This window comes from Bacillus sp. FSL L8-0167 (genome assembly GCF_038630295.1).
In the GTDB taxonomy this organism is placed as follows: Bacteria; Bacillota; Bacilli; order Bacillales; family Bacillaceae; genus Bacillus; species Bacillus safensis.
This window is the reverse complement of sequence record NZ_CP152027.1, coordinates 950,304-970,269: the sequence shown is the minus strand read 5'-3', so window position 1 is coordinate 970,269 and position 19,966 is coordinate 950,304. Positions and strand designations below refer to the sequence as shown.

Below are 19,966 nucleotides of genomic sequence, written 5' to 3'. Positions count from 1 at the left end.
ATAAGTCATTATTTGTCAATCATTCAACTGCTAAACTCGTAATCTGTCCATCTTCAGCTGCCTGCATCATATGCTGATGACAGGTAAAATAAAACAGCTGTGTTTCATAACGCGTGAGTTCATTCATCAACTCCAGTACTCTTCCTAGACGAACATGATCAAAATGAACGAAGCTGTCATCCATCATAAACGGAAGCTGACATTCCTGCTGATGAGACAAGGCGAGTGCAAAACGAATGGCCAGATAGACTTGTTCACATGTTGCTTGCGAGAGCTCTTCTGGTCGGAATATTCGTCCATCCATCCTTTTCACGATCAGCCGGTCATCCTCGGGTGAAAATAAAATGGCTTCATATCGATCATTCGTTAACGGCTGAATAAAGCGGGAAGCTGTTTGCAGCAGTGCTGGCAGCCTTTTTTCTTTATGTTCATTCAATTTTTCTCGAATGACGGAGCGGACAAGCTGAATCGCCGCCCATTTTTTCGCAAGGTGTTTTGCATGCTCCTGCTCAGCTGAAAGCTGATGAGTCAACTCAGACACCGTACCTGAAGCTTCTATTTGCCGGATTTCCACTGCTCGTTCTGCCAGACGTTTTTCCATATTCGCCGCATTCGATTGTATGTTATTCAGGTGCTGCTTTGCTTCCGCACACTCTTCTTCAAGAAGGCGCAATCCTTTACGAACAATCGATTCTTCCTCATCAAAGCAGCCGCTTCTATGCAGCTCTTGATTCAGCTGCTGCAAATGGGAAAGCCGTTCCCGATATTCTTTCGACAGATGGGAAAGAATTTGGTAATCTTTTTTGGACTCTGCCTCTACTTGACGAAAAAGCGCGTCCATTTGTTTTTCGTAATAGTCAATTTCCCCTTCCAGTGTCGTGATCTGCTGTTTCACATGTTGAATCGATACATCCAATGTCTGACGTTCTTTTTCTCTTTTCGCCTCATCTTTCAATATCTCTTGAAAGGCCGAGATGCTCTCTTGAATGGTGCCTTCCTTTCGCTGCAGAAGACTGCTTAACGCTTCCACCCTTTGCTCATAATTGGACTGCTGGCCGGCAAGCTCGTCTATTTCCCGGCTAAGCTCCTCATATCCCGCTGTATTCGTTTTTAACTGCTTCAGGATAAGGAAGGCTTCTACTAGGAAAGAAAGCTCTGAGGACAAGCCCAGCTGTCTTTTCTTTTCCTCTACTTGCTGCTGGACAGGTTCCAGCTCCTGCTCCCAGTCTTCATATTGCCGGATGATCCTTTCGTACAAAAGCTCCTTCTGCCTCACAAGCGTTTCAGCTGAAGCTTCCTGTACTTGGAAGGAATCGAATGTTCCCCCGCCGCTTCCCTGTTTCACCTGTGTCGATTTCAAAAATGGGTAAATAGCAAAGAAGACAAAAATAGAAAACCCTGCAAATAAGAAAGTAACCCACCACTCTGTTAAAAAGAAAAGGACAAGCAGAAATGCAGCATCAAATATCACCATCACAGGAAATAACCACGCCCGGGAATGAACCTGTTTCTCTTTTGCTCTTGTTTCCCCAGTTTCCACTGTACTATGCGATTTGGCCTGCTGTTCCTTTAATCCTTTTAAAGCGGTTTCCGCTTCTTCCAGCTCATGTCTTGCATGATCAAACCGGTCATCCAGCTGTGCCTTTCTGTCCATTAAACGAACGTAGTGGCTGACAGCCTCCTTTAATTCCCACTCAAATTCAAGGGAGTCGTCAATCTGCTCAAGCTTGACTGAACGCTGCCACTTTAGCTTCGCTGCGGCTTCGTCCATTTTTTGTTTCAATGAATCACGTTCTGCTTTACATTCTGCTAAGCGGTTTTTGACACGTTCAGCATGAGAAGATTCATCAACGACACGCTTCATCTCCAGTAATGTATCCTTGTCATGAAGCAGCTGAACTTGTGCCAGCGAGGTTTGCAAATGATCTAATTTTTGCTTTAGTGCAGTCATTTGAGCCTTTTTCGGGTGAAGGTGTGATTCTAATTTATCTAATTCATGCTCTGTTTCTGCTCTAAAGCGTTTGACTCGTTCTGGATAACGGGCTAATTCTTTTTTTAACTCCATCTTCTTCTCTATCATGGGATAAAGTCGAATGTGTTCGTTTAACTGCTGAATCTGTTCTTCTGTCTGCTTCATTTCCTTTTGAAGCGCTGCGATCGTCTCTATTAATTCAGAATGCTCCCGTTTTTTTTCTGTATAACGGCCTTCTGCCAATCTAGCTTGTTTCAGCTGGGCAGCCAGCTCTTTTAAACGATCAAGCTGCTGGTTTAATTCCGGCTTGCGTCCATTTGGTTTAAACAGCTGCTCCTGCTGCTTAAGCAGCCTGCTATCCATCTTGGAGGCAGCATCTGAGCCAAATAAACTTGAGAAAAGGAGAAATTCACCGATTTGATCTTCGTTTAAGGCTTGGACATTTTGCAGTCCAAACACATCAAATGAATAGATTGATTGGAATAATCTGCGATCTGTTCCCTTTAAAAGAGTTCGTAGAAATGCTTCATCTTTCACTTCACCATTCGGTAAAAACACCTGCGTTTGACCGCCTCGATCGGACGATCTCTCAATGTGAATGACACCTAACTCCTCATCTAAGCAAGTGAGGGAGCCGCCATAGAAAGATCCTTGTTTCGGCTTGTATATCTTGTTTTTTGAAAAACCAAATAACATCGACTCAATAAACGCCTTCAATGTCGTTTTCCCCGATTCATTCAGGCCGTAAACTAGCTGAAAACCGTCATCAGAAAAGTGAAAGGTTCGATTTGAAAATTTCCCGAAATTCGCTATATGGAGTGAACGTATTTTCATCATACCTCTCCTTTTCTCATAATTGCTTCAGCTGTTCCGTCAGCAGCCTTTGTGCCTCTTCTTTTATATCCACTTCATCCTCTTTTGTGAGCACTTTTCCTGACTTCCTGTAGGTTGGGTGACGCTTGATCGGTGAAAGCAGCTCTTCATATGACTCAAACTGTGCAATTTCTGCCGTTAGTTCCTTCAAAAAGGAATCTTCTGGATCAATCACATCCTCGTTTGTTCGGCAATCAATTGACATCACCCAAACAAACACATCTTCATCTTCCTCCTGCTCATGAAAAACAGTCATCAGCTCTTCGAGGACCTCAAGCTGCGTGTGCTCAAAGTAAGAAGGCGCATCACCTGTCAATTCAATTCTCACAAAATGAGGAACGCCTTCCTCTTTCAGCTCATTGATTTTGCCTTCCACAAGTGTGACAAGATCCGTCATATGAGTTGTTTCTGTGATGTCTATTGCCAGTTTCTCAAAGATGATATCTGCACAGCTGATAAAATCCGCTGCCCGTGAATCTTCGGAGAGGTGAATCAAGTAACAGCCTTTTTCTCCCGTTTCTTTTATATGTCTGCCCTGCACGTTACCAGGGTAAATTATATATGGGTCTTCATGCAAAAGGGCTCTTTTATGTATATGTCCAAGCGCCCAATAATCGAAATCCCGCGCTATGAGCTGCTGCAGCTGAAATGGGGCATATGCATCATGTCCTTCTTGTCCGGCTAATGTGCCGTGAAGCATCGCAATGTGATAGGCAGCATCTGTTGTTTTGACATAATGAGATGTCATATTTTCATAGACAGCCCGCTCTTTGTAGCTAAACCCATAAATACTCGCGACAAGCTGATCCCCTCGATAATAGGAGTGCTCACTTGGTGTACTGCTCGAAAAGACATGTACATTCTCGGGCCACTCAATCGGTGTCCATTCACCGCCTAAATGATCATGATTCCCATAAATAATAAAGACTTCAATCCCGTGCGTTTGCAGTCTTACAAACTGATTTCTTAAAAACAGCTGTGCTTTTAAGCTGCGATTGGATTCATCAAATAAATCACCGCTCAGCAGCACAAAGTCTACCTCCCGCGCAACGGCGAGATCAAAGATGTTCTTAGCACTTTGAAATGTACTTTCTTTGAGCCGCTTAAATATAGAACTAGGTATAGTCGACATTCCTGCAAATGGACTGTCTAAATGTAAATCTGCGGCATGAATAAAGGTGAGCTTAGTCAAACGTCTATCTCCTTGTCCGATACTGTCATTGTCCATATTTTATCATGCCATTTTTACGAATGCACGTTCTATCACTCTCAATCTAAAAAACACATTTTTAAGGGCTAAAAAAGAGGTTTTGTCTTATTCCATGTTTAATTACATTAAAAACAGAGGAAAGGAAGATGAGGAATGGAGAAGACATACTTTTTAACCGTATTTGACCGGTCGGGTGAGACTTTATTAAATGAAAAAATCACAGCGGATAGTGACGAGAAGGCAAAGGAATTAGGACGTCATCGCTTAATGGAACAGCAATACACAAAGCATTCTCATCGACTCGTTGATCAAGCAGGGAAGCTGCTTTTATTTGAACGTTAAAAAAGCCGGCTTCCGCCGGCCTCATGTTCATTTATGCTTTTTGAAAGACAGGACGTCTTTTTTCTAAAAAGGCCTGTATACCTTCCTTGTGATCATGACTTTTTCTCAGTCTTGCCTGTGCTGCTCTCTCTTTTTGAAGAACTGCTAAGAGCTTTGATTCTGACTGCTGGAAATAGATCATCTTTGTTTCGATAAAGGCTTGAAGCGGCATGTTCATAAATGGCTTCACACACACTTTTTGGTACGTATCGACCTCATCCTGAAACACCCCGTCTGCAAGGCGCAGCTTTAACGCTTCTTCAGCCGGCAGCTTTTGTCCGCTCCAAATCAATTGTTTAGCGGTTTGCTCACTCACTCTTTTTGTGAGGAAAAAATGCCCCCCGCCATCTGGAATTAATCCTACTCCATTAAAATTCATGGCGAGTTTTGCATCCTGATGCATAAACAAGTAGTCACAGCTTAGGGCAAAGCTAAAAGCGAGGCCTGCTGCTGACCCGTGAACAAGCGCAATCGTCACTTTTTTCATACTAGCTAGAGAAAGTGTAATTCCCTCGATCAAATCCATCACACGATGGAAATCTTCTTCGCTTTCCTGCTTGAGCATCATCCCAATATCTCCGCCTGCTGAGAATCCTTTTCCTGCTCCCTTGATGACAACGACTTTTGCACTGCTTTCCTCCGCTGCATCACATGCTTCTTTGAATTCAGCAAACATGTCCACATGAAAAGAATTATAAGCTTCAGGCCTATTGAAAACGATTTCAAAAACATCCCCGTCTAACTGACAATTGATATATGTCATCATCCATCCCCCTCTTCTTTTAAAAGCTCATCACTTACTTCCATTTCCATCATGTAAAACCTTTTTCTCTAAATAAAAAATTTCAAGATCAATTGATACTAAAATAAGCATAATGATTGAAACAAGAAATATATTTTTATATAGTAAAAAAAGAAAGAAAATAAATTTGAAAGGAGGAGGATGATTGATCAGATGTTCCATCATGATATTGGTTAGCTTCATCGTCATGTTTTCTCCTTTTTCAAATGTCGTTTTTGCTTCACAGGCAGAAGCGAGTATACCTAGCCTGATTTCTCCATCCATTTATGATGAAGAAATCAATGCTGTGAAGACACCTTCGTTTTCAAAAAAACATGCTTCATCCATTCTGTTGAAGGACAGATTATCAAGGGCGGATGCCAAGACTTTTCTGCCAAAGCCTGCCCCATCAGCTGCATTGTCCATTGATCTATGTTTTTTGGAAATGAAGTGTGCGATCCCCGTTATGTATCAATCTAATTACCTCTACTGATTCATTTTATTTCATCCGCATTTACTATTTGAAAAACACAGCCTATCAAATTCGGAGGGATAAAATGAACATTAAAGAAAATGATCTTCCTGGGATCGGAAAGAAATTTGAAATTGAAACGAGAAATAGAGAAAAGATGACGATTGTGATTCATGATGATGGCAGACGGGAAATTTATCGTTTTGACGATGATGATCCAGATGAAGTGCTGTCTACCATTTCACTCGATGATGCTGAATCCCGGCAAATCGCTGCTATTATCGGCGGTATGGTGTATAAACCGCAGGCACTAGAAACCATTGAAATGGCCTTCAACGACTTGATCATTGAATGGTTTAAAGTGGAAAAAGGTGCAAAAGCGGTTGGACATACACTCGGTGATTTAGATGTGAGACAAAATTATGAAGTCACCGTGATTGCGATCATTAAACATACAAATGAAAAATTACTCAACCCTGGTGCCGATTCGATTATTCAAGCAAATGATACGATGGTCATTTCGGGCGAAAGAAAACACTTGAAGCGATTGGTACGTGATTTTCTTTCTAGAGGGGGAGAGTGATGAATGGATCATTTAGTCTTTGAAGTTGGGACGGCGCTAATTCTTATCGCCATCGCCAGCTTAATCGCCAATAAAATTAAATTTTCTATCATCCCTTTTCTCATTGTCCTCGGAATGATTGTTGGGCCGCATGCTCCAACTATCGGGATCATTGATTTGAAATTTATCGAAAGCACGGAGATTATTTCGTTTTTTGGCAGAATGGGCGTCCTGTTCCTTCTTTTCTATCTTGGGCTTGAGTTCTCTGTCGGAAAACTCATTAAATCGGGTAAATCTATTGCAGTCGGCGGATCTATTTATATTTTGATCAACTTCAGCTTAGGACTGCTCTACGGTTTTATCACAGGGTTTGGATTCCTTGAGGTTCTCATTATGGCAGGGGTGATCACCATTTCATCAAGTGCCATTGTGGCCAAGGTCCTTGTCGATTTGAAACGAACGGCGAATCCTGAAACAGAGTTAATTCTAGGGATTATTATGTTTGAGGATATTTTCCTTGCCGTTTATTTATCCGTCGTATCAGGTCTTGTCCTTGGAGATGCCACTACTGTTGGCGGTGCCTTATTATCGATTTTAATCGCTTTTGGTTATATGATGCTTTTCTTTATCATTGCGCGGAAGCTGCCAAAACTATTAAATAAGTTGTTTGATATCCGTTCGAACGAAGTGTTCATCATTGTGATTTTTGCCGCTTTGTTCTTTGTCGCTGGCTTTTCAGAAACAATTCATGTAGCAGAGGCTATTGGAGCTCTCTTACTTGGTCTTGTTTTCTCAGAAACAGAGCACTCAGACCGCATCGAGCATCTCGTGGTTCCGTTTAGAGATTTCTTTGGAGCGATGTTCTTTTTCAGCTTTGGTCTCAGTATCGATCCGTTTACATTGGGTGATGCCTTCTGGCTTGCGATCGGCGCTGTGATTCTTACCTTAATTGGGAACTTCACTGCCGGAATGTTCGCTGGACGGAGAGCTGGATTTTCTCATAAAGCCTCTTCTAATATTGGATTAACCATCGTATCGAGAGGAGAGTTTTCAATCATTGTTGCCGAGCTTGGCATCGCCGGCGGACTTGCCGCTACTTTGAAGCCCTTTGCTGCATTGTATGTCTTAATCCTTGCGATCTTAGGACCGCTCGTAACGAAAGAATCTAAAAAAATCTATCAAATCCTAAACAAAATCTTCAAATGGAAACCTGAAAAACCAAAAGTAAAAAAAGAAACGACGATCTAATGAAAAAGGGCCCTATGCTTGGGCCCTTTTTTATGTCTTATTCAAATTGCTGAAATGCAGTTTCTTGTTTGACTGGCGCTTCCTCGACACCGCGAATGGTTCGAATGACTTTCTGGTTGCGGTAAATCGATAGTTTCAAATTGGTCGCCGCTGTTCCATGAGAATGATCAAGATTCGTGAATGTAAAGAAATGATTTGAACGCTTGTCTTTGAACACAAGCCTGAAGTCGTCTGTCACTTTAAAATGCTCATCACTTTCCCATTCAATCAAAGGTTCAAATGCGCTAAACCATTCAGGAATATTCGGTGTGTATCCTGTAGCCAATACAGCGTGATCTACAGTTATGCTTTTTTCTTTCTTCAGCTGCCACTGCTTGAGATGCAGCTCCAAAGGCTGATGCTCTCCTCTTTGAATCGCTTCAAGCTCGGTCATTGGCTGAATGAGCACAGATGGCTCTTCACCTGAAACGGAGCGATGATACAACTCCTGATAAATGCGCGAAAGCGTTGATGCATCGATGCCATTTCTTAATCCTGTCAGCCTGGGCAATGTGTTCATACGTTCTTCATAAGGAAGCGAATGAAAATACTCGACATACTTTGGTGTAAAAAGCTCTTGGCCAAGTTCTGCCGTCTCCAGCTCTCTAAATTCACTAGAACGCGTAAACCATGAAAGCTGCTGTCCTTTCTTTTGATGCTGAAGCAGGTCTAAGAAAATTTCAGCTGCACTCTGCCCTGAGCCGATTACCGCCACCGACTCAGCTTCATGAAGTGCTTTCTGCTGATCTAAATAACGGCTGCTATGGGTCACATATGGGTATGCTGCTTCAGGCACATCGACTGGAATCATTGGTTTGCTTCCTGTGCCTAACACGACATGCTTTGCACGATATTCAGAAAGCGATCCATCGTTCAGCCGTCTGACTTTCACAAGGTAGCCTTCTTGGCAGTCCGTCACTTCTTCTACCTTCATCCCGAACTGACAGCTGTCTAATTCTCCTGCCACCCATGATAAATACTCATTGAATTCTCTCCGCGGGATATCAAACTGTTCAAATGTATAGAACCGGTGAAGTCTATTTGCTTCATGTAAATAATTTAAAAATGTATACCTGCTCCTTGGATTCGCCATTGTGACAAGGTCTGCTAAAAAGGAAACTTGCAAATCCGTTCCTTTGATCAGCATACCAGGATGCCAGGCAAACTCAGACTCTTGTTCAAAAAAACAGCATGAGACATCCTCATACTCCTCTAACAAAGCGGCCAACCCTAAATTTGCGGGCCCAATCCCAATTCCGATCACATCTATCATATGTACACCTGCTTTAACTTTTTATCACTTATATACCCTTTTACAAATGAAAAAAACACTGCGTCATCGCAGTGTTTAAACGTGAGAAACAAATAATGATTCAAGGAATTGAATTTTCTCTTCTGTATAGTGTTCATAGCGGTCATTATACGATTTTGGATCTTTTGGATTGGCATACTGCGTAATTTTTCCTGATCGTGGATCAATGAATTTACTTGCTGCACCGCATCCAATGCCAATGATTGTCTGTACTTCTTCCATGATAATAATATTATACAAACTTTCCTGTCCATCTAATGAATACCCGACATTTTCAAGATTCCCCAAAATATTTTTTTGTCTATATAAATAATATGGGTGATAATGATGTGCTTTCGTCCAAGTGATCGCTTCATCCATCATACGTGTGATTTCTTCTCGGTCGGCTACTTGATATTTCTCCTTATTGCGCGTCATTTCAGATGCTCTTTTAAAGGAGAGTGTATGCACGGTTAAAGATTCAGGCTTGAGCTCTTCAGTCTGCTGCAAGGAGTGCTGAAATTCTTTGAGCCCTTCTCCCGGCAATCCAATGATTAAGTCCATATTGATATTATTCATGCCGTACTGTCTTGATAAGTGATACTTTTCAATCGTTTCTTCGACACTATGATGCCGGCCAATAGCCTTTAGTGTTTCATTCTCATACGATTGCGGGTTAATGCTAATCCGGTCAATATTGTAGCGGTTTAGCACCTCTAGCTTATCAGGCGAAATCGTATCAGGACGCCCTGCTTCGACAGTCACTTCCCGTATATGCTTCACATCTGGGAACGAGCGGTACATTTCTTCATACAGCAAATCCATTTCTTCCGCTGTAATGCTCGTTGGCGTGCCTCCGCCAAAGTAAACGGTCGTCACTTTGATCCCGTGTTCTTTTAGCCATGCGCCCATTTTTTGCATTTCATAATGCAGACCAAACAAAAACGTTCCCACTCTGCCAGCTTGTCCTTTAATGGCGTAAGCAGGGAACGTGCAATAAGCACATTTTGTGGGGCAGAAAGGAATACCAATATAAATACTCACTTCCTGCTGAAGGTCATACAGATCTGGAATGGCTTGAAGCTGACGATCGACAATCTCCTGCATCAAATTGATTTTTTCATCATGAATCAAGTAATCACGCTTTAATGCCGCATGTGCATCTTCCTTTGACATGCCTTCTCTCAGCATCTTATGAAGCAATTTCGTAGGACGTATTCCTGTGAGAATGCCCCACTTTTGTGTCATTCCTGTGTGCTCCTGAAGCAAGTGTAAATAAACAGACAGCACTGTGTTTTTGATTTGTTTCCAGCGCTCCTTATCGTTCAAGCTCTCTGGGACATCCCGCGAAAAACGACTGGTGATGTCTGATCCATCGATATGACCAGATGCTTCCACCATGCCATTTTCTTCCTTCCAGTTAAATACCATGACCAAACCATCATCCAATTCACTTGGATCAAACATCACTTCACTATCTTCTTCAAATAAATTGGCTATATTGACAAGCGGGCGATGAAATCGTTCATCTGACAGCCCTTTAATTAAAATTCGCATCATATCACCTTTATCTTCAAACTTGTTTCATTTTACAAAATTCATGTAGGAAAAGCAATGAAGGGAACAGACAAAGGCCCTGTCATTTCTTGATTGACAGGGCCTTCACTGTATTATCTCTTAATATCGAATTGATGTAAAAATCCTTCTCTTTGCTGCATTCTAAAGTATTCCTTGATCATATAAGCCACACCCTGTTCATCATGCGAGCGCGTCACCCAATCGGCTTTACGTTTGACATCATTGGGGGCATTTCCCATAGCAACACCTAAACCAGCCAATTCAAGCATTGGAATGTCATCTGTTCCATGACCAATGACGACTGTATCTTCTAAAGTAAAACCGAGTGCAGAGGTTAAAAGAGAAAGTCCCGCTTCCTTCGAAACCCCTTTGCATACAATATTCATTTTCTCATCACTGATCCTAATAAGATCAACAGATGGGAATGCTTGTTGAATGGTCCTGTGAATCTCAGGCTGAAGCTCCGCAGTCGAATATACTTCAATCACTGGAGTACTGACTGGTTCATCCATCAGCATATCACTTAACGATTCAACAAATTGAACGGGATAGAAAATTGGATCAGACGGATGAATAAGCGTCTTTCCCATCAGCTGAGACTGCGTTTTTTTCCGGTTGCCGATCGAGAATTTTTCATGCAGCAAGCGGACATTACAATCGAAGCTTTCAAGGATTTGCACAAGATTAAATGTCTTTTCTTCCGTTAATTTTTTCACATGAAGCGGTTCATCGAGTTTATCGGCGATAAATGCACCACTATGCGTCACAAGGGTTGATGTTGGAATCTTCAACGCCTTGGCAATTTTTTGAGCGGAACGAAAATGCCGGTTGGTGACAATCGTCACGTAAACCCCTTTTTTCTTTACATATTCCACAGCTTCTTTTGTAGCAGAATGGATTTTACCATTGGAACGAAGTAACGTCCCATCTATATTGAGTGCAAGTAGTTTTTTTGACACTGAGGCATCCCCCTTCTTGATGACTGTACTTACGATGAGGATATGCCCTAGCTTGGTGCTTTAGAACATGCAGTTGAAAGAGCCCCAGGTTATGAATAGATGGATAAATAAAAAAAGCCTACCCCTAGGCTTTTTTTTATGTATGGTTTGGATGCGTTACAATGGAGTGATGAAGCTCCCCATGATCCCCTTATCATTTACACACCAAAGCATTGCTTATATCAGATCCCCTTATGATGCTTTGCGTTTCTCCCAGAAGCGCTTCTCTCTCGTTTGGCTCACCGCCATAAATCCCAAGTGAAACGCACCCAATTGTCCCTTGAGAGCGCCTTTTGAAAGCACTTTCAATATAAGTATTATCGCAGAATTTATGTGCTTCGACAACCTTTTTTTAAAAGATATTGAGGAGAAAAGATAAAACAAAAAAGGGCGAATGACATCGCCCTTTCCATTAGTTTTCTTCTGGATTCCCATAAAGCTCTTCAAGTGGCTTCATGATAATTTTATTTAATTCACCGATAAGAACACTCACACGTTGTTCTGCTTCCATCAACTGAGAGATTTTATCGTGCTGCTGAACAAGAGCAACTGTTTTTTGAGCTTGCTCCACTTCTTCTTGTGTGATCTCTTGACCAGTCATTTGTTTTTGTTGAAGGTTTACTTGAATGTCACGGAAGTTCTCAAACATTCTTTTAGAGGACTCATCGGCGTTTACCTCATCATAAAGATTTCTTAAAGTTGAATATTCTTCGCTATGACGCAATGCTTTTTCAAGGTCATATGCAACATCATAAAGATTTACAGACATGTTATGTCTCCTTTCTATCCGTTATCACCGATATGATCGGCGGACACCACTCCACTATAACAAACTATGGCTTTCGTTTCACATATATACAATGAATTCATTAAAATTTCTATAGCTTCTCTTAGAATAGCGCCACAAAAACAGCCTGGATAGCACCAATCATCCCGCCTAAAAGACCGCCTAGAAATGTTATCATCTTCAGCTCCTTATTAGAGATGCTGACTACAAGCTCTTCCATTTTTTCAAGCGGGAAAAGTTCAATTTGTTCACGAATGATATCTTCAAATTGCAGCTTTGCAAGCAGACTCTCTAAAGCATTTGAAGCCGCTTCGATCCCCTTATCAATCAACACTGGCGCAAAATGTGTTTTAAGGTCATCCGCTACAGCACTGACATATGTTCCAACTGGTTTGTCTAATATCAGCTTTGTAGAGAAATGAGAAAGCAATTGATTTTTCACACTAAAAATAAGTTCCTTCACATTCCATTTTTCATCAAGCTCATGAAGAGAAAATAGCTTCACCTTGTCCCATTCTTGAACAAGCAAATCTGATAAAAATCTTTTTGTTTCTGCATTTCTTAAGAACTTGATAATTTCTGGATGCACACGGTCAATTAAGCTTGAATTCCCTAGAAACATTTGGACCATACTGCCAAGCATTCCCCGTTCTTTTAAGAAATCATCAATCATATTGCCAAGCCTGGCTTTGCCTTCATCACTTTCAAAATAATGAATGCCTCTCTTTAAAATATAATCTGCTGCATCTGGAATTTTTGATGATATTTTGGTTTCCACTTCTACCGGGAGCAATTCAGATAAAGTTTGCTCGTTATATGTTTCAAGCAATGAAGCGAGCTTCTGGTCAGACCACTGATGGAGCCATCTATCTGCTTTGACATCAGCCTGTGAAACGCCGAATTTTTCTAGCAGGGAGAATACGGTGATCTCCATATTTGCGCCTTTGTCAATATATTGATGGACTGTACGCAGGATCTCCTGCTTTGCCTCCGATGATTCAAATCGCTTTTGAATACCTTCTGGCGTGAGCAAATGCTCCATAACCATGACACCAACCTGCTTGGCTACTTCGTCTCTTCTTTTAGGGATAAGCCCTGGTGTAAATGGAAGCTGTTTTCCGAATAAGTAATATGGCTTATAAGGCCGAAAAAGCATTTTAATTGCAAGATGGTTTGTCGCTGCTCCTATGACTGCGCCGATAACAATCATAAAGATAAACGTTGTGAATATATTCAAAGTCGTCATCTACCTTTCAAACAACACCCGAGGTTTATTGTTTTGATCTATACGTATTATAGTTGTTGTCAAGTTCCCAAGCAAATGAAGCATGCAGCGAGACATATGATCAAGCGATCTGTCGTAATGATAAAGGAGCGTAAGCTTTATGTAAAATCATAAAAAAATGTTTTTGTGATGGTAAAAAAAAGAAGTTGAAAAGAAGGTGTTTTTTAATGACAACATTAGGTATTGCGAGCCTTTCTCCGCAGTATGAAGAGGCATTCACACGGCAGCTCGCCAAAGCTGCCTCTTCTTATCGTTTAGTGGTTGTTCGTTTTACACCATTTGATTTAAAGCCGGCTTCAAATTTGATACAAGGCCAAACATATACGAATGGCCAAGGGTTTGTAGGCGCACAATTTCCGATTCCCGACTTGATTTATGACCGATGTCTTTACCGGCATGACGCACAATCTAAAAAAGCAAAACCCATCATGGAATGGCTAAAAAAATATCCAAAAACGGATTTTTTGAATACCGGCATTTCAAATAAAATGGTGCTATTTGAGCAGCTCCGTCTCCGCTCTGCTTTACAGCCATATTTACCTGGCTGCTTTATATTAAAAGAGCCCTCAGACCTGATCAATATGGTAAGGGAATGCGGGGCTGGCGGTTATTGTAGAATGCAGCCTCTCTCCCATCAGCATGCAGCATCTACTTACTTCATTTCCTTTGATGGCAAATCAACATTTACCGTTCAGCTAAGTTCCAATCAAACCATTACATTTTCTCGTACGTCAGAGCTGGAGCGCTGGTGCAAAAAATATGCAGGCCGGTATTTCCTTCAATTTTTCAACACGAATGATCAAAAAGAAATTTTATTCAATGAAATCAAGATTTTCCTTATGAAAGATTCACAAAATCAATGGAAACGCATGGGAATTCACACAAAATCACCTGCAGAAAATAGTCTTTTAAGTCATACACAAAAATCAGCTCCTGTGATAGGCTTTGAACACTATCTAAATACATTGCAGCCACACATCAAGGAACTCCTTTTAGATGATATTGCATCCATTCAGGCATCAATCCCAGCTTATATAGATAAAACTTACTCTCCTTGCTTTGAATTCGCAGTAGACTTACTTCATTCAAATGAAGGCAGACTTTTCATATCAAATATCAGATCAAAGCCAGGGCGGTCCGCTTTTTTAAAAGCTTACCCTGAGAAGGAACACCAATTGATTCGTACCATTCTTGAACATGCGCAAACGATAAAGTCTCAACCGAAGGAGGTTTCTTATGAACAGAAATCGCTGCATCATCGCCCCACACCTCACAAGTGAAAAAACAATTCATCTTCCCGTCCATTATAAACAGAAAGATGCCATCTATTCTCTTGCTCTAGGGTCCCGTTTAGTAGATGGCTTCAACATTTCCTATCATCTGCATCCAAATAAAATTTTATTATCTGAAGATCTATACAGAGGATTACTGATTCCTTACCAATCAAAAGCTGATGTGATCATCATTGACCATACACTTTTTATAGGGCCGTTGATGGGCATTTTCACTGCGGGTTTTGAGCAAAGTACACAGCCATTGGGAACGAGATCAGAATTTTTTATCAAACTGCTGCACTCTTTCAGGCAGCATCCTGGTTTTGCCTATCTTTTTGGGTCACATTCGATTGATTGGGAAAAAGGAATTGTAGAAGGACTGTTGTACCAGCAAGATTCATGGGTTAAAAAACAGCTTCCCCTTCCGTCAGTCATTTATGACCGGCTTCCAAATAGAAAAGCTGCTCAGTCGGCACTCATACAAGAAACGAAGCGAAAACTCACTCAAGACTATGATATCCCTTGGTTCAATCCTTACTTTTTTAATAAATGGGAGATTCATGAACAGCTATTAACAGATGAAAAAACATGGTCCTTACTCCCACATTCTGTACAATTAGATCCCGTGGACGCTCTAATTAAAATTGAAACACTTCTCCACCTGCATCAAATTATATACTTAAAACCGACAAACGGAAGTCATGGAGACGGTATTTATCAGTTAAAGAAGGAAAATCACGGAATCACTGTATACTCAAATTCGGGAAGGTCTATTCCATATGATTCAATAGATCAGTTTGTTCAAAAGCTGCGAAAAGATCATGCAATTCATGAATTTATTGCACAACAAGGCATTGAGCTTCTTCAAATAGACAATCAACCGATGGATTTCAGAGTTCATACGAATAAAAATAAAGAAGGTGATTGGATAGTCACAGCAGCAGCAGCAAAGGTTTCTGGAGATCATAACATCACGACTCACCAGTTACACGGGGGAACGGTGAAAACACTTTATGCTGTCTTTCCAGAAGAAAAGAAACGTTTGCAGATTTTACAGCAGCTTTCTCATACTGCCATCATGCTCAGCCAGGTGATAGATAAAAAAATGTCCGGGCATATCGGTGAAATCGGTTTTGACTTAGGCATTGATCAAACAGGTGCAATTTGGATGTTCGAAGCTAATTCTCGCCCTGGCCGAGAGATTTTCCAGCATGTCTCTTTGAAAAAATCAGAATGGATGATTGGGAAAAGTATCATGGATTACGCATCTTACCTTTCAAAAACGGCACTCACAACTTCAGATCACGCAAACGTCTACTGACTGTATTTTTGTCATTTGTCGTACACTTAAATTTATGCTTTTTCTATGCTCTTTTCATGAGATGAGATACAATAAAATCAAGTTCAAGGTTGTTTCCGTGTTGTCGTGTTTATTTATTGTTTCATCAATAAAAGCAAGGAGGCAATGATGATATGATTTCTCATTTTCAATGGAAACCCCTTTTTAAAAAAGCACAATTGCCAGGCTGGAAAATATCCTTTTTCCACAATGGTGCGCACTATGAAGGCATCTACCACAAAACAGGTGACATTGAATGGGGCTCTCAGCTTCCGCCCCATGAAGTAGAACCAACTTTAAAAGAAGAAATCCACGAATTAATGCTGTTCCATGTCTATGATTAAACTGTTTAAGGAGCCCCGCCATGTTAGAAAAATTAAAACTTGTTTACGGAAACCATATCATCAGCACACCTACTCATGACAAACATATTCTTTGGTATCAAACAGACGAAGGTGAAATATTTGGAGTAAACAAATCGGAGCTTTCAGAAAGAGAAACACTTCTTCTCAACTCTTTTCTTACACCAATTGATCTATTTCAAAAAGCGCAGACCGAGGATGAACAAAAATGGTTCAGCTATCTTTTTGAAAACAAACCACTAACTGTCCAACATCCCGTCCGTGTTTATTATTTTCAAATGATCCATCAAGAAGAACAAAGACAGCAAATAAAAGAGGCTGTGAATAACAGCCTCGAACATACTCATTTCATATGGACAGGCCCTGAAACAGCTATGCTGATTCAACCAAACGCCACATCAGAAAACAGTCAATTAGATCAGTTAAATGATTTGTCTCTGGCTATTACAAGTGATTTTTTAACAGACTCAGTCTTTATGCAAGGACAGCTGCATTTGCCTAATGACCATTTACAGATGAGGTTATTAAATGAACAACAGCTCTTTTTATGCCATATGCAGCGAGAAAAGCTTAGATCAGGAGCTGCCACATTTTATCAATGGCTGCCATCGTTCATTTGTTATGATGCACCTGCACTCTCTCACGCTATTTCAGATGCTTTTAAAGAAGCGGTCTTTGACCGGGATGTTTATCGCACTCTCATGACCTATATGCAATGTAATTTAAACGCATCCAAGGCAGCAAAAGCGTTATATGTTCACAGAAACAGTCTTCAATATCGAATTGATAAATTTATTGAGCGCACTGGTCTAGATATACGACATTTTCCAGAAGCATCAGCTGCTTATTTGATGATGATTCTACTCGATCTTTCATAAAGAACGAAGACATGAGCACCCTGCCCAAAAATGAAAATAGGATGTTGTGCACGTTGTCCATTTACAGACTCTTCCTCATTTTATACACTTTATTTACTAGTAAAGCGCTTTCAAAAAAGAGGGACTGGGGAGGCTGACAGCTAATGGCTGAAATGATGCTGAATCAAATTTACAAAGTGTACGATAACAAGGTAACAGCAGTAGACAACTTTAATCTACATATAGAAGATAAAGAATTTATTGTGTTTGTTGGTCCATCAGGCTGCGGAAAATCAACAACCCTTCGCATGATTGCAGGTCTAGAAGAAATATCACAAGGAGACTTTTTGTTAGATGGAAAACGGATGAATGATGTAGCACCGAAAGACCGGGATATCGCAATGGTTTTCCAAAACTATGCATTATATCCTCATATGAATGTGTACGATAATATGGCTTTTGGATTAAAGCTTCGGAAGTTTCCGAAAGCAGAAATTGATGAGCGGGTTCGAAATGCCGCTAAAATATTAGGGCTTGAGCAATATTTAGACAGGAAACCAAAAGCACTGTCTGGCGGTCAAAGGCAGCGTGTTGCACTTGGCAGAGCAATTGTACGTGATGCAAAGGTTTTTCTTTTGGATGAGCCGCTTTCTAATTTAGATGCAAAACTCCGTGTTCAGATGCGTGCTGAAATTTCTAAGCTTCATCAGCGTCTGCAAACGACATTTATCTATGTGACACATGATCAGACTGAAGCCATGACAATGGCAACCCGCCTTGTTGTCATGAAAGATGGATTTATTCAACAGGTTGGAGCGCCGAAAGATGTATATGAAAACCCAGAGAATGTGTTTGTAGGTGGATTTATCGGCTCACCTGCGATGAACTTTTTCACAGGAAAGCTCTCTGACGGTGCCATTGCGGTTGGAAAAACACATATTCGTGTACCAGAAGGAAAAATGAAAGTATTACGCAGCCAAGGCTATATTGGAAAGGATGTCATTTTAGGCATCAGACCAGAAGATTTTCACGATGAACCAGTATTTATAGAGGCGTCTGAAGGCACAAAAATTAATGCTGATGTAGAAGTAGCTGAATTAATGGGAGCAGAAACGATGCTTTATTCTTCTATCGATGATCAATCGTTTATTGCACGTGTTGATTCTCGTACCGATGTACAGGCCGGACAGTCTATCCCTCTTGCGATTAATATGAACAAAGCCCATTTCTTTGATGCGGATACGGAGCTGCGCATCCGCTCAGCAGAATAAGAAGATATATAAGCAGCGCCATCACTCATCATTGGGTGATGGTTTTTTGTATGTTAACACAACATTTACCATGTTCTTTTCTCGTATGTTTTTTTCGGAAATAACCATAATACTTAGTACAAAGCAGTTACGGCATTGGGTTTCGCCAAGTGGCAAATGACTTGATCATTTCGCTGGTGCGATTCCAGCAAACCCAACCAAAAAAACAAAACATATACAAAAAGGAGAATCACATCATGGCAAATTCTAATAGTTCAAACCAATTACTAGTTCCTGGAGCAGAGCAAGCGATCGATCAAATGAAATACGAAATCGCTTCTGAATTTGGTGTAAACCTTGGAGCAGAAACAACATCTCGTGCTAACGGTTCAGTTGGTGGAGAAATTACAAAACGTCTTGTGTCTTTCGCTCAACAAAATCTTGGCGGAACAAAAGCTTAATTTCATATTTGGATCATAGAAGGCACCTCTTATGGTGTCTTCTTTTTTTGTTTTTATCCCTCACCAAACTCCTTTCAGCTCATATCATGTAGTAGAAAGGAGCGGATCTTCATGGACATTATTTCTGGTATGAACTTTGAACTTTTACAATTTGTAGGTATCTCTCTATTATGTGAATATGCTCATAGTATTCGGTCCTTTCATTTATATAAAAAAAGCATCACATAAAAGTTGTACCATTTTGTGCCCTTTTCACTTATAGTATGTAGTGGAGGGATCGAACAGATGAAAATAGCTCTTTTCGGTGCTCATGGACGTGTAGGACAAGCATTTCTTCGTTTCGTTCAAGTAGATGATCGTTACATGGTTCGTTCATTGATTCGAACAAACCGAGAAGAAATGCTTGCGGGTATGTTTCAAGTCACCGGCAATTCAAGAAATCGGGAAGATGTGCTTGAGACAATCAAAGGAGCAGATATTGTTGTGAGCTGTCTATCAACAGATGGTGACGATACATTATCTGTTTCAATGGAGCATATCGTACAAGCCATGAAGCAAACAAATACATCTAGAATTATTACAATTGGTACAGCAGGTATTTTAAAAGCAAGAAAGCAGCCGGAGCTCTATCGTTTTGAAACAAATGAATCAAGACGGACCACTTCCCGAGCAGCTAAAGAGCATGCGAAAGCGTTTGAAATCCTTCAATCGACTGATCTAGATTGGACCATTATTTGTCCAACCTATTTACCAGATGGAGAAGTGACACGGTCATATCGCTATGAGAAAGATTTTCTCCCTATAGATGGAAAGAAAATTTCAGTTGAAGATACCGCACACTTTTTATATCAGCAGTTAAATTCGAAGGAGTTTGTACATCAACGCGTCGGCATCGCTTATTGATGATGCAGCCTGTCCAAACAATATAATCAATAAAAGTCGAGAA

Annotated in this window: 19 protein-coding genes; 11 read left to right on the top strand and 8 right to left on the bottom strand. The window is 40.7% G+C overall.

Going from position 1 to position 19,966, the window contains the following annotated elements:
• Positions 1 to 19: 19 nt before the first annotated feature.
• Together MHB66_RS04860 and MHB66_RS04855 are read right to left on the bottom strand one after the other, a co-directional pair.
• Positions 20 to 2,806, bottom strand: a complete 2,787-nt coding sequence (locus MHB66_RS04860) for an AAA family ATPase (protein WP_046310425.1) — start codon at positions 2,804 to 2,806, stop codon at positions 20 to 22.
• 16 nt (positions 2,807 to 2,822) lie between these two features.
• On the bottom strand, positions 2,823 to 4,037 hold the full coding sequence (locus MHB66_RS04855; protein WP_046310423.1) for a DNA repair exonuclease: 1,215 nt from the start codon (positions 4,035 to 4,037) through the stop codon (positions 2,823 to 2,825).
• A gap of 171 nt (positions 4,038 to 4,208) precedes the next feature.
• Here MHB66_RS04855 and MHB66_RS04850 point away from each other — a divergent pair, with 171 nt between their 5' ends.
• Complete coding sequence (locus MHB66_RS04850) at positions 4,209 to 4,397, top strand: YhzD family protein (RefSeq protein WP_041117003.1); 189 nt, start codon at positions 4,209 to 4,211, stop codon at positions 4,395 to 4,397.
• 31 nt (positions 4,398 to 4,428) lie between these two features.
• On the opposite strand, the gene MHB66_RS04845 is transcribed toward MHB66_RS04850, so the two are convergent.
• Positions 4,429 to 5,202 carry an enoyl-CoA hydratase gene (locus tag MHB66_RS04845; RefSeq protein WP_051627350.1) on the bottom strand — a complete coding sequence of 258 codons (774 nt, stop codon included), beginning with the start codon at positions 5,200 to 5,202 and terminating at the stop codon, positions 4,429 to 4,431.
• Between the two features lie 181 nt (positions 5,203 to 5,383).
• Here MHB66_RS04845 and MHB66_RS04840 point away from each other — a divergent pair, with 181 nt between their 5' ends.
• The 3 genes from MHB66_RS04840 to MHB66_RS04830 all read left to right on the top strand — a co-directional run bounded on the left by MHB66_RS04840 (position 5,384) and on the right by MHB66_RS04830 (position 7,499).
• Positions 5,384 to 5,710, top strand: a complete 327-nt coding sequence (locus MHB66_RS04840; RefSeq protein ID WP_235362175.1) for a potassium:proton antiporter — start codon at positions 5,384 to 5,386, stop codon at positions 5,708 to 5,710.
• A gap of 64 nt (positions 5,711 to 5,774) precedes the next feature.
• Positions 5,775 to 6,272 (top strand): cation:proton antiporter regulatory subunit, encoded by a 498-nt coding sequence (locus tag MHB66_RS04835; protein WP_024425442.1) that lies wholly within the window; start codon positions 5,775 to 5,777, stop codon positions 6,270 to 6,272.
• A gap of 3 nt (positions 6,273 to 6,275) precedes the next feature.
• A complete protein-coding gene (locus tag MHB66_RS04830; protein ID WP_034282218.1) occupies positions 6,276 to 7,499 on the top strand; it encodes a cation:proton antiporter in 1,224 nt (407 codons plus the stop codon).
• A 37-nt stretch (positions 7,500 to 7,536) separates the two neighbouring features.
• On the opposite strand, the gene MHB66_RS04825 is transcribed toward MHB66_RS04830, so the two are convergent.
• The 5 genes from MHB66_RS04825 to MHB66_RS04805 all read right to left on the bottom strand — a co-directional run bounded on the left by MHB66_RS04825 (position 7,537) and on the right by MHB66_RS04805 (position 13,429).
• A complete protein-coding gene (locus tag MHB66_RS04825; RefSeq protein ID WP_046310418.1) occupies positions 7,537 to 8,811 on the bottom strand; it encodes a SidA/IucD/PvdA family monooxygenase in 1,275 nt (424 codons plus the stop codon).
• A gap of 75 nt (positions 8,812 to 8,886) precedes the next feature.
• Positions 8,887 to 10,386, bottom strand: coding sequence for a coproporphyrinogen III oxidase (locus MHB66_RS04820; protein ID WP_046310416.1), 1,500 nt, complete (start codon positions 10,384 to 10,386; stop codon positions 8,887 to 8,889).
• A gap of 113 nt (positions 10,387 to 10,499) precedes the next feature.
• Entirely contained in the window at positions 10,500 to 11,366 is an 867-nt protein-coding gene (locus MHB66_RS04815; RefSeq protein WP_039177545.1) for a Cof-type HAD-IIB family hydrolase, read from the bottom strand.
• A 451-nt stretch (positions 11,367 to 11,817) separates the two neighbouring features.
• Positions 11,818 to 12,174 (bottom strand): YlbF family regulator, encoded by a 357-nt coding sequence (locus MHB66_RS04810; protein ID WP_024425750.1) that lies wholly within the window; start codon positions 12,172 to 12,174, stop codon positions 11,818 to 11,820.
• 121 nt (positions 12,175 to 12,295) lie between these two features.
• Positions 12,296 to 13,429, bottom strand: coding sequence for a DUF445 family protein (locus MHB66_RS04805; protein ID WP_024426577.1), 1,134 nt, complete (start codon positions 13,427 to 13,429; stop codon positions 12,296 to 12,298).
• A gap of 215 nt (positions 13,430 to 13,644) precedes the next feature.
• Here MHB66_RS04805 and MHB66_RS04800 point away from each other — a divergent pair, with 215 nt between their 5' ends.
• The 7 genes from MHB66_RS04800 to MHB66_RS04770 all read left to right on the top strand — a co-directional run bounded on the left by MHB66_RS04800 (position 13,645) and on the right by MHB66_RS04770 (position 19,923).
• A complete protein-coding gene (locus MHB66_RS04800; protein WP_046310412.1) occupies positions 13,645 to 14,757 on the top strand; it encodes a YheC/YheD family protein in 1,113 nt (370 codons plus the stop codon).
• The gene (locus MHB66_RS04795) at positions 14,714 to 16,072 is read left to right on the top strand and encodes a YheC/YheD family protein (RefSeq protein WP_046310410.1); all 1,359 of its coding nucleotides are present in this window, start codon (positions 14,714 to 14,716) and stop codon (positions 16,070 to 16,072) included. Before MHB66_RS04800 ends, MHB66_RS04795 begins: the two co-directional genes overlap by 44 nt.
• Before the next feature lie 152 nt (positions 16,073 to 16,224).
• Complete coding sequence (locus MHB66_RS04790) at positions 16,225 to 16,434, top strand: YheE family protein (RefSeq protein WP_003211787.1); 210 nt, start codon at positions 16,225 to 16,227, stop codon at positions 16,432 to 16,434.
• A 20-nt stretch (positions 16,435 to 16,454) separates the two neighbouring features.
• Positions 16,455 to 17,330, top strand: a complete 876-nt coding sequence (locus tag MHB66_RS04785) for a helix-turn-helix domain-containing protein (protein ID WP_046310406.1) — start codon at positions 16,455 to 16,457, stop codon at positions 17,328 to 17,330.
• 143 nt (positions 17,331 to 17,473) lie between these two features.
• Complete coding sequence (gene ugpC / locus MHB66_RS04780; RefSeq protein ID WP_046310404.1) at positions 17,474 to 18,580, top strand: sn-glycerol-3-phosphate ABC transporter ATP-binding protein UgpC; 1,107 nt, start codon at positions 17,474 to 17,476, stop codon at positions 18,578 to 18,580.
• A 236-nt stretch (positions 18,581 to 18,816) separates the two neighbouring features.
• Positions 18,817 to 19,020: an alpha/beta-type small acid-soluble spore protein gene (locus MHB66_RS04775; protein ID WP_024425744.1), complete on the top strand. Its 204-nt coding sequence runs from the start codon at positions 18,817 to 18,819 to the stop codon at positions 19,018 to 19,020.
• A gap of 285 nt (positions 19,021 to 19,305) precedes the next feature.
• Positions 19,306 to 19,923: an NAD(P)H-binding protein gene (locus MHB66_RS04770; protein ID WP_034282230.1), complete on the top strand. Its 618-nt coding sequence runs from the start codon at positions 19,306 to 19,308 to the stop codon at positions 19,921 to 19,923.
• Positions 19,924 to 19,966 lie beyond the last annotated feature (43 nt).

Coding starts and splice junctions, on each gene's coding strand:
- MHB66_RS04860 (WP_046310425.1), bottom strand. CDS start 2,806: ATGAAAATACGTTCACTCCATATAGCGAATTTCGGGAAATTTTCAAAT.
- MHB66_RS04785 (WP_046310406.1), top strand. CDS start 16,455: ATGTTAGAAAAATTAAAACTTGTTTACGGAAACCATATCATCAGCACA.
- ugpC (WP_046310404.1), top strand. CDS start 17,474: ATGGCTGAAATGATGCTGAATCAAATTTACAAAGTGTACGATAACAAG.
- MHB66_RS04835 (WP_024425442.1), top strand. CDS start 5,775: ATGAACATTAAAGAAAATGATCTTCCTGGGATCGGAAAGAAATTTGAA.
- MHB66_RS04825 (WP_046310418.1), bottom strand. CDS start 8,811: ATGATAGATGTGATCGGAATTGGGATTGGGCCCGCAAATTTAGGGTTG.
- MHB66_RS04770 (WP_034282230.1), top strand. CDS start 19,306: ATGAAAATAGCTCTTTTCGGTGCTCATGGACGTGTAGGACAAGCATTT.
- MHB66_RS04800 (WP_046310412.1), top strand. CDS start 13,645: ATGACAACATTAGGTATTGCGAGCCTTTCTCCGCAGTATGAAGAGGCA.
- MHB66_RS04810 (WP_024425750.1), bottom strand. CDS start 12,174: ATGTCTGTAAATCTTTATGATGTTGCATATGACCTTGAAAAAGCATTG.
- MHB66_RS04820 (WP_046310416.1), bottom strand. CDS start 10,386: ATGCGAATTTTAATTAAAGGGCTGTCAGATGAACGATTTCATCGCCCG.
- MHB66_RS04775 (WP_024425744.1), top strand. CDS start 18,817: ATGGCAAATTCTAATAGTTCAAACCAATTACTAGTTCCTGGAGCAGAG.
- MHB66_RS04850 (WP_041117003.1), top strand. CDS start 4,209: ATGGAGAAGACATACTTTTTAACCGTATTTGACCGGTCGGGTGAGACT.
- MHB66_RS04795 (WP_046310410.1), top strand. CDS start 14,714: ATGAACAGAAATCGCTGCATCATCGCCCCACACCTCACAAGTGAAAAA.
- MHB66_RS04790 (WP_003211787.1), top strand. CDS start 16,225: ATGATTTCTCATTTTCAATGGAAACCCCTTTTTAAAAAAGCACAATTG.
- MHB66_RS04830 (WP_034282218.1), top strand. CDS start 6,276: ATGGATCATTTAGTCTTTGAAGTTGGGACGGCGCTAATTCTTATCGCC.
- MHB66_RS04845 (WP_051627350.1), bottom strand. CDS start 5,202: ATGATGACATATATCAATTGTCAGTTAGACGGGGATGTTTTTGAAATC.